General features: G+C 55.8%; 14 protein-coding genes. 13 read left to right on the forward strand and 1 reads right to left on the reverse strand.

From position 1 onward, the window contains the following. Positions 1-85: 85 nt before the first annotated feature. From C812_RS03630 to C812_RS03640, 3 genes are read left to right on the forward strand one after another with little or no spacing between them, the layout of a single operon-like run. Positions 86-814: a (Fe-S)-binding protein gene (locus C812_RS03630; RefSeq protein WP_036624613.1), complete on the forward strand. Its 729-nt coding sequence runs from the start codon at positions 86-88 to the stop codon at positions 812-814. Continuing rightward, positions 811-2,391, forward strand: a complete 1,581-nt coding sequence (locus C812_RS03635) for a LutB/LldF family L-lactate oxidation iron-sulfur protein (RefSeq protein ID WP_016311333.1) — start codon at positions 811-813, stop codon at positions 2,389-2,391. The genes C812_RS03630 and C812_RS03635 overlap by 4 nt, the downstream gene beginning before the upstream one ends. Next, positions 2,384-3,115, forward strand: a complete 732-nt coding sequence (locus C812_RS03640) for a LutC/YkgG family protein (protein WP_036624617.1) — start codon at positions 2,384-2,386, stop codon at positions 3,113-3,115. The genes C812_RS03635 and C812_RS03640 overlap by 8 nt, the downstream gene beginning before the upstream one ends. Before the next feature lie 22 nt (positions 3,116-3,137). Here the strand turns inward: C812_RS03640 and C812_RS03645 are convergent, their stop codons facing one another. Beyond that, the gene (locus tag C812_RS03645) at positions 3,138-3,893 is read right to left on the reverse strand and encodes a DeoR/GlpR family DNA-binding transcription regulator (protein ID WP_016311335.1); all 756 of its coding nucleotides are present in this window, start codon (positions 3,891-3,893) and stop codon (positions 3,138-3,140) included. A 245-nt stretch (positions 3,894-4,138) separates the two neighbouring features. On the opposite strand from C812_RS03645, the gene rhaB reads away from it, so the two are divergent. The 10 genes from rhaB (at position 4,139) to C812_RS03685 (ending at position 15,662) form a co-directional block, all read left to right on the forward strand. Further along, complete coding sequence (rhaB, locus tag C812_RS03650) at positions 4,139-5,596, forward strand: rhamnulokinase (protein ID WP_016311336.1); 1,458 nt, start codon at positions 4,139-4,141, stop codon at positions 5,594-5,596. Between the two features lie 69 nt (positions 5,597-5,665). Beyond that, complete coding sequence (gene rhaA / locus C812_RS03655) at positions 5,666-6,922, forward strand: L-rhamnose isomerase (protein ID WP_016311337.1); 1,257 nt, start codon at positions 5,666-5,668, stop codon at positions 6,920-6,922. Positions 6,923-6,991: 69 nt separating this feature from the next. Next, on the forward strand, positions 6,992-7,843 hold the full coding sequence (gene rhaD, locus C812_RS03660; protein WP_036624620.1) for a rhamnulose-1-phosphate aldolase: 852 nt from the start codon (positions 6,992-6,994) through the stop codon (positions 7,841-7,843). Between the two features lie 472 nt (positions 7,844-8,315). Continuing rightward, positions 8,316-9,434, forward strand: coding sequence for an IS110 family RNA-guided transposase (locus tag C812_RS03665; RefSeq protein WP_016310904.1), 1,119 nt, complete (start codon positions 8,316-8,318; stop codon positions 9,432-9,434). Positions 9,435-9,924: 490 nt separating this feature from the next. After that, the gene (locus tag C812_RS22200; RefSeq protein WP_157274696.1) at positions 9,925-10,068 is read left to right on the forward strand and encodes a hypothetical protein; all 144 of its coding nucleotides are present in this window, start codon (positions 9,925-9,927) and stop codon (positions 10,066-10,068) included. A gap of 9 nt (positions 10,069-10,077) precedes the next feature. Beyond that, the gene (locus tag C812_RS22490; protein WP_167669294.1) at positions 10,078-10,218 is read left to right on the forward strand and encodes a hypothetical protein; all 141 of its coding nucleotides are present in this window, start codon (positions 10,078-10,080) and stop codon (positions 10,216-10,218) included. 124 nt (positions 10,219-10,342) lie between these two features. Next, positions 10,343-11,830: an L-arabinose isomerase gene (araA, locus tag C812_RS03670; protein WP_016311340.1), complete on the forward strand. Its 1,488-nt coding sequence runs from the start codon at positions 10,343-10,345 to the stop codon at positions 11,828-11,830. Positions 11,831-11,983: 153 nt separating this feature from the next. Continuing rightward, positions 11,984-13,084, forward strand: coding sequence for a GntR family transcriptional regulator (locus C812_RS03675; RefSeq protein ID WP_016311341.1), 1,101 nt, complete (start codon positions 11,984-11,986; stop codon positions 13,082-13,084). Positions 13,085-13,262: 178 nt separating this feature from the next. Beyond that, positions 13,263-13,958: an L-ribulose-5-phosphate 4-epimerase gene (gene araD, locus C812_RS03680; RefSeq protein ID WP_036624622.1), complete on the forward strand. Its 696-nt coding sequence runs from the start codon at positions 13,263-13,265 to the stop codon at positions 13,956-13,958. A gap of 27 nt (positions 13,959-13,985) precedes the next feature. Further along, positions 13,986-15,662 (forward strand): ribulokinase, encoded by a 1,677-nt coding sequence (locus C812_RS03685; protein WP_016311343.1) that lies wholly within the window; start codon positions 13,986-13,988, stop codon positions 15,660-15,662. The last annotated feature ends 260 nt before the right edge of the window (positions 15,663-15,922 follow it).

Below are 15,922 nucleotides of genomic sequence, written 5' to 3' on the forward strand. Positions count from 1 at the left end.
CTAAGTTGGAGATCAAGTCATGGGAGGTGCGAGGATGGAGCGGAGGAATCAAACGGACACGATAACGGCAGCGGCGAAGACGGACATCAAAGTATCCATGTTCGCTACCTGCATCGGCGATGCGGTGTACCCGCGAATCGCGGAAGCGATGGCCCGTTTGTTGGCCCGGGTGGGGGTCCGCCTGGAATTTCCGCAAGGTCAGACTTGCTGCGGCCAGCCGGCGTTTAACAGCGGGTATTGGGAGGAAGCACGGCGGTCGGCGGCTACGCTGCTGGAGGCTTTTGCGGACAGCGATTTCGTGGTCGGACCTTCCGGCTCGTGTATCGGGATGATCCATCACTACCCGAAGCTGTTCGAGCATGACCCGGTGCGGCTGGCAATGGCCGAGGAGCTGAAAGCAAAGTCGTATGAATTTACCCAGTTCCTCGTCCAGATGCTGGGCATAACCGATCTTGGGGCGGTGTTTCCGCATAAGGTCACGTATCATCCGTCCTGTCACGGCAGCCGGTTGCTTGGCATTCAGGAGGAGCCGATGGCGCTGCTCCAAAACGTCAAGGGTCTGGAGCTTGTCCCGCTTCCGTTCGCGGAGGATTGCTGCGGGTTCGGTGGAACGTTTGCGGTGAAGATGGCGGATATTTCCGGAGCGATGGTGACGGAAAAAGCAGATCACGTGCTCGAAACGTCCGCTGAGGTGCTGACCGGTCTGGATATGGCCTGCCTGATGAATATCGCCGGTCAACTGCGCTACCGCCGCCAGCCGGTACGAGTCATGCATCTGGCTGAACTGCTGTACGAAGGAGTGAGCGGAGCATGAAGACTGTGAAGGAACGGGTAGAGCTGGCGCTCAACAATGAGTTTTTGCGCAAAGCAGTGCGCTTTACAACCGAACGGTTGCGGGACGGGAAGCGTAAAGCCTCCGAAGACCATGGCAACTGGGAGGAATGGCGGGAACGAGGACGGCAAATTCGCCTGCATACGATCGCGCATCTTGATTATTACTTGAATCGGTTTGCCGAACAAGCCCGGGCGAATGGGGCGCATGTCCATTTTGCCGAAACGGGAGCGGAAGCGGTGAAGATCGCTTTGGAGATTGCTGCTCATAAAGCAGCCCGCTCCGTCGTGAAGTCGAAATCGATGGTCAGCGAAGAGCTGCACATCAATCGAGCGCTGGAGGAAGCAGGCATCGAGGCGGTGGAGACCGATCTGGGGGAGTATATCATTCAGCTTGCAGGGGAAGCACCTTCGCATATCATCATCCCGGCGATTCACAAGAACCGGCATCAGATTGCCGAACTGCTGTCCCGCGAGGCTGGGGAAGAGCTGCCGCCGGAGACAAGTGTGCTTGCCGGGTTTGTGCGCCGGAAGCTGCGGGAGAAGTTTCTCTCTGCGGACATTGGCATGACCGGCTGTAACTTCGCCATTGCCGAGACGGGGTCGATTGTGCTGTTCGAAAATGAAGGCAATGCCCGCATGGTGTCGACCGTGCCCAAAACGCAAATTACGTTTATGGGCATGGAGCGCATCATCCCCTCCTGGAGTGACCTGGAGGTCATGGCTACGCTGCTACCGCGATCGGCCACCGGTCAGAAGCTGACGGTGTACATGTCCGGTATCACCGGCCCGCGCCGTACGGCGGATGGAGATGGTCCAGAGGAGATGCATATCATCATCCTCGACAACGGCCGATCCGAGCAGCTGGGGGATCCGGAGTTTCAGGAACTGCTCAACTGCATCCGCTGCGGCGCATGCCTGAATGCTTGTCCGGTCTATCGCCATATCGGCGGTCATGCCTATGGCGGAACGTACAGCGGCCCCATCGGAGCGGTGTTGACGCCAGCGCTCAACAAGAACGTAGCGGAATGGGACGATATTGCTTCGGCCTCCAGCTTATGCGGTGCTTGTTATGAGGCGTGTCCGGTCAAAATCCCGCTGCATGACATGCTGGTGTACTTGCGTCGCCGCAAGGTTGAGCAAGGTTATGGCAACAAGCTGGAGACGGCGGGGATGAAGGGGTTTGCCGCAGTGACGGCGAGCTCCAAACGATTTCATCGCGCGCTGAAGGCCGGAAGAGTTGTCCAGCGGCTAGTTGTACGCAACGGGGAAATTCCGGCGCGCATCGGTCCGCTCAAGGGGTGGAACAAGTACCGCGTTGCCCCAAGCCTGGCTAATCAACCGTTCCGCGAGCGCTGGGATACGCTTCAGCATGAGTTGCGCGCATCCGCTGCCCTAACCGTGACTGCACAGGCGGCACAGGAGCGAATGAAGGCGGCGTTAAACCGGCGTGCGGCGAAGGTGGAAGGGCGTGAAGCAGCGGATCGAACCCAAAGAAGCGCCGGGGATCATGCTGGTCCTGCGTTCGTACGGAAAGAAGGTCAAACCTATGATGGATAACGAATATAACGCATGGCTAAAAAAGAAGGAAGCGGAAGCGCGGCAAAAGCAGGAGCAGTTCATGAACCGGATAGCCGGGAAGTTGAAACGGCCGCGGCAGCAGGAGGCACCGGCACATCCGTTTCGAGGTGCGCCAACGTATTGGCGTGAGCTGGAATGGGGGCTGGAGGAGCGCTTGGCGCGATTTGAAGACAATTTTACAGCAGCCGGCGGGCATGTTGCCCGACTCCCCGATTTAAAGGCGGCCAAGGAGTTTATCACGGCCAAGGCGCAAGAGCTTGGCGCCCGTTATATCGTGCGCCAGGACGATCCGTTACTCGCGGAGCTTGGGCTTGATGAAGCGTTGGCCGCCGAAGGAGCTAAGGTGTCCGTATGGAACGGGCACCGTGATGAGGCCTGGATCGCCCGGGCCGCAGAAGCGGACTTCGGCATCGTAGCGGCGGACTCTGCCGTCGCCTACACCGGTTCGCTGGTCGTTCAGTCTGCGGCAGAGAAAGGGCGCTCGGTCAGCCTGCTGCCGACAGCACTGTTCGCCATCGTCCCGGCCGAACGGCTAAAAACCCGCCTGGGCGAGGTGCTGGAGACGTTTGATGCAGCCGGGCGTGAAGCCCTGCCTGCGGGCATCCATTTTATCTCCGGCCCCAGCCGCTCGGCGGATATTGAAAACGATCTCACGATAGGAGTGCATGGCCCAGGCATCGTGTTCGCCCTGCTGGTCGGTTAAGCCGAGTGAGGAAACGAGTGTGCTAGTACAACACTTCGATGTTCTTGCTTTGCAGCAGCTCCAGCCAAGCTTCCGAAGGGCGCTGGTCAGTAATTAAATAATCGATCTGCTCCCAATCGGCCAGCTTGACGAAGGCATTCTTGTCAAACTTCGTATGGTCAGCCAGCAAAATCACTTTGTCGGCATGGCGAAGCATATGCTTCTTCAGCTCGCATTCCGGCTCATTGGAATCGGAGATGCCTTTGTCCGGCGTCATGCCCTTGCAGCTGATCACGGCGGTGTCAACGTTGTACTTCTGCACCGTTTCCTGGGCGGCAGGACCAACCAGCGACAGGGAACGGGCGCGCAGCGAACCGCCGGTGGAGATGATGTTCAGGTTCGAACTGGCGAATTCGTGGAGGACGCTGACGGAATTGGTAATGACGGTGATGTTGTTCTTCGAATGCAGTGTCTTCAAAAATTCAAAGCAAGTCGAGCTCGGGTCGATCATCAGCGTGTCGCCGTCGTTTACCAAATCGATGGCCTTCAGTGCGATGGCTCGCTTGATTTCCACGTTCAGCGTGTTCCGCGTCGTATATGGCAAGTCTTCGTTCGTGTGCCGATTGAGCATCGCTCCGCCGTAGGAGCGGGTTGCGATACCTTCTTTTTCGAGCTTTTCCAGGTCACGGCGGATCGTCTCCTCCGTCACTTCGAACATCCGGCTAAGCTCGGATACCAGAACACGCTTGTCCTGATACAGCAGGTCGATAATTTTTTGTTTGCGTTCTGCCGCCAACATGGCGTTCACCTCGGGTCCGTTCATATTGTCAAGACGCCAGGGTCTTGATTCCTTCCCATCATAGCGAGAAAAAGGGGCGATTGGCAACCGGTTATGAGGAAGCGACCAGAGGAACATTTTCACGGAAAATACAAAAACAAAAATAAAACAACATAATAATTGTTTGTTTATGTTGACTTCAAAGAAAAACAGACATAGGATGAAATTAGGAACAGGCAGCATTCCAGAGCGAGGTGCGTTTAGCGATGAGAGATTACGTTGCCGTGGATATCGGCGCCTCCAGCGGGAGGCTGGTAAGGGGAACCCTGCAGGACGGACATCTGTCGCTGCAGGATATCCACCGGTTTGATAACGGGTTTTCTGAGCGTGACGGGCATTGTTACTGGGATATCGATCATTTGTACCGAGAAATTCTCCGCGGCTTGCAACAGGCGAAAAAGCTAGGCATCGAGCGCTGCACGTTGGGCATCGATACATGGGCCGTGGACTATGCGTTGTTGGACCAGAAAGGTGAGCGGATCGGCGAAGTATATGCTTATCGCGATACCCGGACGAACGCGGCGGTCCCTCAGGTACATGCGGTTATCCCATTTGCACGGATCTATGAGAAAACGGGGATTCAGCATTTAGCCTTTAATACGTTGTATCAGTTGTATGCGCATGATCGTGAGGAGTTGGCGAAAGCCAAGCACATCTTGCTTGTACCGGATTATCTCCATTATTTGCTGACCGGGCAGCGGATCAGCGAGATGACTAATGCGTCAACCACCTCTTTGCTGAATCTGCAAACCCGCGACTATGATCCGGAATTGCTCGCGCTTCTGGGGCTGTCCCGATCGAAGTTTCCGGCTCTGACGGAGCCGGGGACGCGGCTGGGGGCCATCAAGCCGGAGCTGGTTCAGGAGTATGGGCTGCCCGAATGCGAGTTGATCGTGGCGGCGACGCACGATACGGCTTCTGCCGTACTAGGCGTTCCGGCCAGCGGTGATTCGTGGGCGTATCTGAGCAGCGGAACCTGGTCACTGATCGGTGTAGAGCGGCAGGAGCCGCTCGCGACCCCGGAAGCGATGGAGCACAATTATACGAATGAATGGGGCGCGTACGGGACGTACCGTTTTTTGAAAAACATCATGGGCATGTGGCTGATCCAAGAGGTCCGGAAGGATTACGGAAAACAGCACAGCTATGCGGAGTTGGTGGAGCTGGCCGAGGCCGCGACGCCGCTTAGGTCCCTGATCAACTGCAACGATGACCGGTTCCTAAATCCTGCGCAGATGACCGAGGAAATCCGGCAGTATTGCAGGGAGACGAATCAGCCCGTTCCGGGTACACCGGGTGAGGTAGCGCGGTGCATTTTTGACAGTCTGGCCTTATCTTATGACGTTTACTTGCAGGAGCTGACAAGGCTCACCGGCCAAAAACCGAAGAAGCTCCACATCGTTGGCGGCGGTGCCAACAATGAGCTGCTGTGCCAATGGACTGCGGACGTAGCGGGCATTCTGGTGGAAGCCGGGCCAACGGAGTCCACCGCGCTGGGGAATCTGTTGGTACAGATGATCAGCAGCGGCGCTATTCGCGATATTAGCGAGGGACGTGAGCTGATTCGGCGGTCTTTTTCGATCCGGACGTATGTTCCTCACGGGAACCATGCCGATGAGATAGCAGAGGCAAGGAAACGGTTCGCGGCTTTGTTGGCGCGGTGACGATTGGATTGATGATTATAGCATTGAGCGGATAGATAAATGAATCTAGGCCAAAAAGGAGGAGCAAACATGGACAACGCGATTCAAACCAGCTACAACGAAGCAAAAAAGCTGTATGAACGCCATGGAATTGACGTCGACGCTGTGCTGGCCCGGCTGGCTCAAATCAAAATTTCGCTGCATTGCTGGCAGGGGGATGACGTTAAGGGATTCCTCAACAAGGATCAGGAGTTGGGCGGCGGCCTGGCGGTTACCGGCAGTTATCCAGGGCGGGCGCGGACGCCGGAGGAACTGCGCCAAGACCTGGACCAAGCGCTTCGTTTGATACCGGGTCAGCATAAAGTCAACCTGCACGCTATTTACGCAGATACGGATGAAGCAGTTGAGCTGGACGCGCTGGAACCGCGGCATTTTGCCGGTTGGGTCGATTGGGCGAAGGAGCGGGGGCTGGGGCTGGATTTTAACCCGACCTGCTTCTCCCATGAAAAAGCGAAGGACGGATTTACGCTCAGCCATCCGGACCCGGAGATACGCAAGTTTTGGATCGAGCACTGTAAGGCATCGCGCAAAATCGCTGAATCGTTTGGTCGTGCGCTTGGGCAGCCTTGCGTCACCAACGTCTGGATTCCGGACGGGTTCAAGGACTCGCCGGTGGATCGGCTTTCACCGCGGGCCCGTCTGATGGAGGCGCTTGACGAAGTTTTTGCCGAGCCAATCGACGAGAAATACAACATCGACGCGGTCGAGAGCAAGCTGTTTGGCATTGGCTCGGAAAGTTATGTCGTTGGCTCGCATGAATTTTACATGGGCTATGTGTTATCCCGGGGCAAAGCGGTTTGCTTCGACGCCGGTCATTTCCATCCAACGGAGACGATCTCCAACAAGCTGTCCTCCTGGCTGTTGTTTGGCCGTGCGCTGCTGTTGCACGTCAGCCGCCCGGTGCGCTGGGACAGCGACCACGTTGTAACGATGGATGACGAACTGCTGGAAATCGCTCGCGAGCTGGTGCGTGGGGAATTGCTGGACCGCACGCATATCGGTCTCGACTTCTTCGACGGCAGCATCAATCATATCGCGGCTTGGGTCATCGGTACGCGCAACACCCAAAAAGCCCTACTGCGGGCGATGCTGGAGCCGGTTGACACGTTAAAGCAGTTGGAGCTGGACGGCGACTACACGTCTCGACTGGCGCTGGTCGAAGAGTTTAAATCGTATCCGTACGGCGCGATTTGGGATTACTTCTGCGCTTCCCAAGGTGTGCCGGTGCGGGAGGAGTGGCTGGCGGAAGTGAAAGACTACGAGACGAAGGTGCTCGAGGCGCGGTAACGAAGGTAACTCATGCAGTTGCATTTTTTTAAGCTTTATATATTTGAGTAAGGAGAGGAACCTACTGTGATTACGATGGTATCGGAAGTGGAGAAAGGTTGGCGGATCCCAGGTTTGGAAGTCCCGTTTATCCGGGAGATGGCGGAAATTACGTACCATATGTGGCGGTTGGGCTGGGATGAGCGCAACGGAGGCAACATCAGCTATTTGCTCCATGAGGCGGAGGTAGAAAAATATATCGGAACCGCCTCTGCTGCGGAGCGCCGCAAGCTGCCGCTGACGTTTCCGGTGAAGGAACTGGCGGGATGTTATTTTATCGTAACGGGCTCGGGCAAGTATTTCAAAAATGTGATCTCCGATCCGGAGGCAAACCTGGGCGTGTTGCGGGTGAGTGATAGCGGCGATGAGATTGAGGTGCTGTGGGGCTTGCGGGATGGGGCGGTGCCAACCAGCGAGCTGCCGTCCCATTTGATGAGCCATATCGAGCGCTTGAAGGTCGATCCGGCACACCGGGTCATTATGCACTGCCACGCCACACATGCGCTGGCGATGACCTTTGTCCATGAGCTGGACGAGAAAAGGCTGACGAAAACGCTGTGGGAAATGTGCACGGAATGCCTTGTGGTGTTCCCCGACGGCATCGGGATCGTGCCGTGGATGGTGCCCGGCAGTCCGGACATCGGGCGGGCGACCGCAGCGAAGATGCGTGAGCACCGCGTGGTGATATGGCCGCAGCACGGGATTTTTGGCACCGGTACGACGATCGACGAAGCATTTGGCTTGATCGAGACGGTGGAGAAGGCCGCGCAAATCTACATGCTGCTCGGCGACCGCCCGGTGTTGCAAAAAATCACCGACGCTCAGCTGCGCGACTTAGCCGCCGCATTTGGCGTAACTCCGCAGCCAGGGATTTTGAGCTAGGGAGAAAGATACAGAGGATTCGGTCCGCGGGCATAAGCCGTAGGTTGATGCTGAGGTTTGGATTGTGCGTGGAGGGCATGAGGGAAAGAGATGGAGAGCTGGTATAGAGGAGAGAATAATCGTAGACATAGTAGACATGTCCAGAGCATGAAAACGGACTCCGGTTTAAATGGGGTCTGTTTTTTCGTGATGAGGTTTTCTCGAAAGGAGCTTGATGAGCTGGAAAGGAGTTTGGTGTGCTGTTGTACGCTTGATGAGTTTGGAAGGAGCTTAATGTGTAGGAAAGCCGCTTGATGAGTTGGGCTAACGGACACAGGAGACGTTATTTGCACCATTTTGCTGGATTTTTGATTCTAGCTAAGATGAACGTAAAACAAAGACAGCCCTCCAAATTGCTACATCTCGTAGGTTAAAATGGATAGTGATTAACCCAAACCATTTCAGAGCTACATAGCAAAGGAGAGCTGATACTATGCAGTCTACCACAAAATTCGTCGGTTTAGATGTATCCAAAGAAAAAATTTCGGTTGCGATTGCAGATGTGAGCGGGGAAGCTCCACGCTATTACGGAACCATTCCCCACACACCGGCAGCGTTACGCAAGCTTATCAAAGAGCTGGGAGCGGCCGAAACGCTATCGTTTTGCTACGAGGCAGGACCCACAGGTTACGAAACCTATCGCTGGATCACCTCCATGGGGGCCCACTGTGTCGTCATTGCTCCATCGCTCATTCCCAAACGCCCCGGCGACCAAGTGAAAACAGATCGACGGGATGCCGAGCAACTCGCGCGTTTGTATCGTGCAGGAGAGCTCGCTCCCGTTTACGTCCCCGAACGGGAAGATGAGGCTCTACGGGAATTGGTTCGCGCCCGTGAAGCTGCCAAGGAAGATGCCCACCGGGCTCGTCAGCGGGTCTTGAAGTTCTTGCTCCGTCACCAGATAGAGCCACCGGCCACAATCAAGCGTCGCTGGACGAAGAAGTATCGCGTCTGGCTGGGGCAACTGGTATTCCCGTACGAGCCCATGCAGGTGGCCTTCGATGAGATGCTTCATGCTTTGAATGAGATCGAGCAGCGCATGGGTCGCCTAGAAAAAGCACTGGTAGAGCAAGCGGCGACCGGCTCCAAGGCTTCGCTAATTCAAGTTCTTCAGTCCTTACGCGGGATTGGATTGCTCACAGCCATCACCCTTGCGGCTGAAATCGGAACCTTTGCGCGTTTTCGCTCCCCAGCCCAACTGATGGCGTACTTGGGACTGGTCCCTCGTGAGTATTCCACGGGCCTAAGTACTCGTCGAGGCAGCATGACCAAAGCCGGAAACGGCCGCTTGCGCCGGACTTTAGTGGAGTCCGCTTGGAGTTACCGTCATCGTCCTGCCGTGAAGGGCGATCTCGCCAAACGACTAGATGGCATGCCGGCCGACGTACAACTGTTGTCCTGGAAGGCCCAAGAAAGACTGCATTCCAAATACCGCCATCTTGTGTTTGGAAAGAACAAACACAAGAATGTGGCCGTCGGTGCGGTGGCCAGGGAACTGATTGGGTTTGTATGGGCTGTTGCCCGAACCGTGGAACAGCCCGCCGCATCCTAACAGCTTTTCGATGATGAAGGACGCAGGGGACCTTGCCCCCTGCACCCCCACACTCGCCGTGTGGCGTTCCTCATCTTCGATGAGGAATTGCAAAAGTGTTGATTTGTAACTACCCGCTTGTCAAGGAAGACGCTTGACAAGCTCACGCCTGAGCACGAGGCCCGGGAGCAAACGAAGGTTTGGGAGAGAAATTGCGTTGTCCGTTTGCACTAAGTTTCGGAAGGGACTGAACGTGCGTTTCTAGCTTGCAAAAGCTCTCCTTGACGAAGGCATAACATGTGGTAACCAACCCACGGATAGCAGCGTGCCGACCGTCGCTCGCATTTTTGCTCTCGCGCCACGTGCTCAGGCAAGGTTTAAACTGAGGGCTTGACAAAAACGTTCATAGCAACGGACCTCAGTGCGCTTATTCTGCCCAAAACAAGCCTAAGACACCGGATTGGGGCCAACTAAGGTCACCTCTGTCCGTTAAAATTGGGAGAAGGCGCATATGATCAAAATAAGGGCGCCTCGGTCCGTTAGCACTGCAGGGGTGGTGCTGGAAGCGCTGGATGGTGACGGAACAGGGGGGAGCTGGCGTTGCAGCATGGTGATGGATAGTGTTGGCGTTGATCAATGTGCTGGATGGAACTAATGGTGCTGGATGGAACTAATGGTGCTGGATGGAACTGAATGGAGCTGGATGGAACTGAATGGAGCTGGATGGAACCGAATGGTGCTAATGCCGCTGGGGCTCGTGCTGCCAAAAATTCATTTTAATTTCGGGAACCCTATTGTCATTTGAAGTCACGGGAAGTACAATGAGGGTAATTCAACTTGTACGTACAATTAGTAATAAAGTGTCGGAATTAATAATATGGTATGTACAAGTTAGGGAGCAATCATTTTACCTAAGGAGGCGCTTTGGCATGAAATTGAAACCGCATTCATTTTGGTTCGTGACTGGCAGCCAGCATTTATATGGCCCTGAAACACTGGAGGAGGTAGCCGACCACTCCCGCATTATCGCAGAACAACTGGACCAAGACCCGGCGATTGGGTTCCCGGTGGTGTTCAAACCGATCGTGACGACACCGGACGAGATCTACAAGCTGATTCTAGCTGCAAATAGCGACGAGACTTGCGCGGGGATTATTACCTGGATGCACACGTTCTCGCCAGCCAAAATGTGGATCGCTGGCTTGTCTCAACTGCAAAAACCGCTGCTGCACTTCCATACGCAGTTTAACCGCGATATTCCGTGGGAAACGATTGATATGGACTTTATGAACTTGAACCAATCGGCGCATGGGGACCGCGAGTATGGACATATCGGTGCCCGGCTTGGGCTCAACCGCAAAATTGTCGTTGGACATTGGGAGGACGAGGAAGTTCGTGCATCGCTGGCGGGCTGGATGCGGACTGCGGTCGCTTACGCCGAGAGCCGGCAGCTGAAGGTGGCGCGCTTTGGCGATAACATGCGCGAAGTTGCCGTGACGGAAGGCGACAAGGTTGAAGCGCAAATCAAGTTCGGCTGGTCGGTGAACGGGTACGGCGTTGGCGATCTGGTGCAGGTGCTAAACGAAGTCACCGATGCGGAAGCCGAAGCGCTGCTGAAGGAATATGCCGAACAGTACACTATTACGCAAGCTGGTTTAAGCAGCGGGCCGGTTCGCGATTCCATCGCGTATCAGGCGAAGCTCGAAATTGCTATGAAACGCTTCTTAGAGCAAGGCGGCATTGGGGCGTTTACGACGACGTTTGAGGATCTGCACGGACTCAAGCAGCTCCCGGGTCTGGCTGTGCAGCGGTTGATGGAAGCCGGGTACGGTTTTGGCGGGGAAGGCGACTGGAAGACTGCAGCTCTGACTCGTGTGCTCAAAGTACTGGCGAACAACCAAAGCACCTCGTTTATGGAGGATTACACGTATCATTTTGAGCCAGGCAATCACATGATTTTGGGCGCGCACATGCTGGAGGTATGCCCGACGATTGCGGCGACGAAGCCAACGATTGAAGTGCACCCGCTGGGCATCGGCGGCAAAGCCGATCCGGCACGGATGGTGTTCGACGGTCAGGCAGGTCCGGCGGTCAACGCTTCGCTTGTAGATTTGGGCCATCGCTTCCGGTTGCTGGTTAACGTGGTTGACGGTGTGAAGGTGGAAAAGCCGATGCCGAAGCTGCCGGTAGCCCGCGTGTTGTGGAAGCCGCAGCCTTCGTTGCGTGAATCGGCGGAAGCGTGGATTTTGGCCGGCGGGGCACATCATACGGTGCTGTCTTACGCGATTACGGCCGAGAACCTGTCCGACTGGGCGGAAATGGCCGGTATCGAAGCGGTGATCATCGACAAGGATACCTCGGTACCTCGCTTCAAGAACGAACTGCGCTGGAGCGATGCGGCTTACCGGTTGCGCTAATCGCATCGGCAGTGACGCGAGTTGCAGCGGTTTGACGCCAAACTGGCTTGCTATTGGATAAGGTGTGGAAACAGCCCTCTGCGTTCGCCCGGCCTATGTTACAATAACGGGTAGTAAAAGAGAACGGTGGCATTGGTGAAGGGTGGACGAAACATGAATGACCGGAAAATTCCGAAATATATGCAGCTGAAAAACGAACTATTGTCTTGGCTTGAGCAAGGAAAGCTTCAGCCTGGGAAACAGGTTCCGTCAGAGAACGAAATTGCCGAGCAGTTTGGCTTAAGCCGGCAGACGGTACGGCAAACGTTTGGCGAACTGGAGAAGGAAGGCTGGCTGGAGCGCATCCAGGGCAAAGGTACGTTTGTCCGGCATCCCGCCCGCCGGGAGAGCGAAGCGGTGAAGACGATCGGCATTATGACGACGTATATTTCCGATTATATTTTTCCCCATATCGTTCGAGGGGCGGAAGCGGAGCTGCGCCAACATGGGTATCGCTTGATGCTGTCGAGCACGGACAACACGAAGGAGAAGGAACGGGACAGCCTGCAGCTCATGACGAGCCAGCCGCTCAGCGGACTGATTATCGAGCCGACAAAGAGTGCGGAGGGGAACCCGAATTTGGGGTATTTTTTGGAGTTGCAGGAGAAGGGGATTCCGTATTTGATGATCAATGCGAGATACCCTGAGCTTGAATGTCCGTGCCTGAAGGTGAACGACGAGGCGGGAGGCCGGAAGGCAGCGCTGTTTTTGTTGGAAAAAGGGCACCGGCAGATCGCTGGATTTTTCAAAAGAGATGACCTGCAGGGTGTCAACCGGCTAAAAGGGTTCCTATCCGCCCATCGGGACTTTGGAATTACGGTGTCGCCGCAGCATGTGGTGACGTTTACGACGGAGCAAAAAGGTGATTACACCTATCAAAAAGCGCTGGAATTGCTTCGAAAATCGGAGGATCAGCGGCCAACCGCATGGGTATGTTACAACGACGAGTTAGCGGTACGGCTGATGGATGCTGCTGCCGCGTGCGGCTTGAGGATTCCTGAGGATTTGTCCGTTATCGGCTTTGACGATTCCAGCCTGGCGGCGGCTTCGGGCACGAAGCTGACGACGCTGACCCACCCCAAAACGGCGATGGGCGAGCTTGCCGCCCGCCAGTTGATCGGGATGATTGAGCGCGGGGAAACACCGGGAGATACGGTGTTTGAACCGGAGCTGATTGAACGGGATTCGGTGCTGGAACGAACGGTATTGAAATAAACTGGTATGAAAGAGCTATCAGATCAGACACAACGGGAAATAGACCACTTGGCGATCACCGTCCTGCTGGAGATTGGCTGGGCGGTGCCGCTTTAGGCCGGAACAGGTGCTTGGTAACTTGTACGTACCTTTTATGGTGTAGGAAGACATGGGAGAACGAAAGGGGACGAAGCTTGCGATGTTGGAAGCCTTAAAACAGCAGGTTTGGGAAGCCAATCTGGAGCTTCCGAAGTATGGACTGGTCACGTTTACGTGGGGAAACGTCAGCGGGATTGACCGGGAAAGCGGACTATTTGTCATTAAGCCGAGCGGCGTGCCGTATGAGGAACTAAAGCCGGAGCATATGGTCGTGGTCGACCTGGACGGCAATGTGGTGGAAGGGAATTTGCGTCCGTCCTCGGATACGCCGACGCACCGGGTGCTGTATCGTGAATTTCCTGACATCGGCGGGGTTGTGCATACCCATTCGCCGTGGGGAACCAGCTGGGCTCAGGCAGGGCGATCGTTACCGGCGTATGGGACGACGCATGCAGATTATTTTTACGGAGAGATTCCGGTGACGCGGCCGATGACACGAGTCGAAATTGAAGGCGCTTACGAATTAGAGACAGGAAATGTGATCGTAGAACGGTTCAACGAGCTAGGGCTGGATCCGAATCAGGTGCCGGGAGTGCTTGTGCATTCGCATGCGCCGTTTGTTTGGGGCAAGGATGCGCACAATGCGGTTCATAATGCGGTCGTGCTGGAAGAGGTGGCGAAGATCGCCGCTCGTATGGAACAGATCAATCCGAATACGCCGGCGATGGATCAGGCGCTGCTGGATCGGCATTTTTTGCGGAAGCATGGAGCCAATGCCTATTACGGGCAGAAATAATCGAGAAAGTAGCAGGGAGGGGTTACGATGAGCAAGGGAAAAAAATACACGATTGGCATCGACTACGGCACCCAGTCTGGCCGCGCCGTGCTGGTGGATTTGTCGGACGGCCGCGAAGTTGCCGATCATGTGACGCCGTATCCGCATCATGTGATTGATGAGCGGTTGCCTGGCTCCGGGATCAAACTGGAGCACGACTGGGCTTTACAGCATCCTGGCGATTATATTGAGGTGCTGCGTCGCTCGGTGCCTGCAGTGCTCCAGGAATCGGGTATCGATCCGGCGGATGTGATCGGGATAGGGATCGATTTTACCGCCTGCACGATGCTGCCGGTGGACGCGCAAGGCCAGCCGCTCAGCTTCGATCCGGCGTTAGCCGATAACCCGCATAGCTGGGTGAAGCTGTGGAAGCACCATGCGGCTCAGCCGGAGGCAGACAAGATCAACGCGATTGCGGCGGAGCGGGGAGAAGCATTTCTGGCGCGGTATGGCGGGAAAATCTCGTCGGAATGGATGATTGCGAAGGTATGGCAAATCCTCGATGAAGCGCCGGAGATCTACGAGAAGGCGGATCTTTTTCTGGAAGCGACCGACTGGGTTATCGCGCAAATGACCGGCAACATCGTCCGCAACAGCTGCACAGCGGGATACAAAGCGATTTGGCATAAGCAGGACGGATATCCGAGCAAGGAGTATTTTAAAGCGCTGGATCCTCATCTGGAGCATTTGACGGATACCAAACTGCGCGGCGACGTGATTCCACTCGGGTCAAACGCCGGCGGACTGCTGCCGGAGATGGCCGAGATGATGGGCCTGAAGCCAGGCATCGCCGTGGCCGTGGGGAACGTGGACGCCCATGCAGCCGTACCGGCCGTTGGCGTTGTCACGCCGGGCAAGCTGGTGATGGCGATGGGGACCTCCATTTGCCACATGCTGCTGGGGACGGAAGAGAAGCAGGTGGAAGGCATGTGCGGCGTTGTTGAGGACGGGATCATCCCGGGCTTTTACGGCTATGAAGCGGGGCAGTCGGCTGTGGGGGATATTTTTGAATGGTATGTTGAGGAAGCGTTGCCTGCGTACGTGAAGGAAACGGCGGAGAAGGAAGGCCTGAACGTGCATCAATGGCTGGAGCGGGAAGCGGCGGCGTATAAACCGGGGCAAACGGGCTTGCTCGCGCTTGACTGGTGGAACGGCAACCGTTCCGTGCTGGTGGATACGGATTTGACTGGCATGATCCTCGGGATGACGCTGCTGACCAAACCGCAGGAGATTTATCGGGCGCTGCTGGAGGCAACGGCTTTTGGCACGCGTAAAATTATCGATGCGTTTGTTCAAAATGGGGTGCAAGTGGACGCGTTGTATGCCTGCGGCGGACTGCCGCAGAAAAACCGCCTGCTGATGCAGATCTATGCGGATGTGACGAACCGCGAGATTTTTGTGGCAGATTCCAAGCAGACGCCGGCCCTCGGAGCGGCGATGTTCGCAGCGGTGGCGGCAGGCGCGGAAGCAGGCGGCTACGACTCGATTCTGGATGCGGCCCAGAACATGGCCCGCGTCAAAGAGGAAACGTTCAAGCCGATCCCGGCGCACGTTGAAGTATACGAGAAGCTGTATCAGGAATACAGCCAGCTGCACGACTACTTCGGCCGCGGTGCAAACGACGTGATGAAGCGGCTGAAGCGAATCAAGCAATCGGCGGAGTAAGCGGAGGGAAGATGCAGGGGAGTGAGGAGGCCGACTTGTTCAAGGGCTGTACAAGGACGGGGGAAGGACTGGAAGCTTCGCTCCCCTTATGCTAAGTTCATAATCACTGATTTAAGCCGGAACCGTGGGTGTTGCGAGTGATGAGTTAGGGAACTTTTTTCGCTGATCGGGGAAGTGTGGCATTTGTAGGACCATGAGGTTTTGGATGTGGTTTTCAGAAAGTTGCAGGAAGTTGATGGATGGTCAAGGGAGGGAAATAC

Source organism: Paenibacillus barengoltzii G22 (assembly GCF_000403375.2).
Taxonomy (GTDB): domain Bacteria; phylum Bacillota; class Bacilli; order Paenibacillales; family Paenibacillaceae; genus Fontibacillus; species Fontibacillus barengoltzii.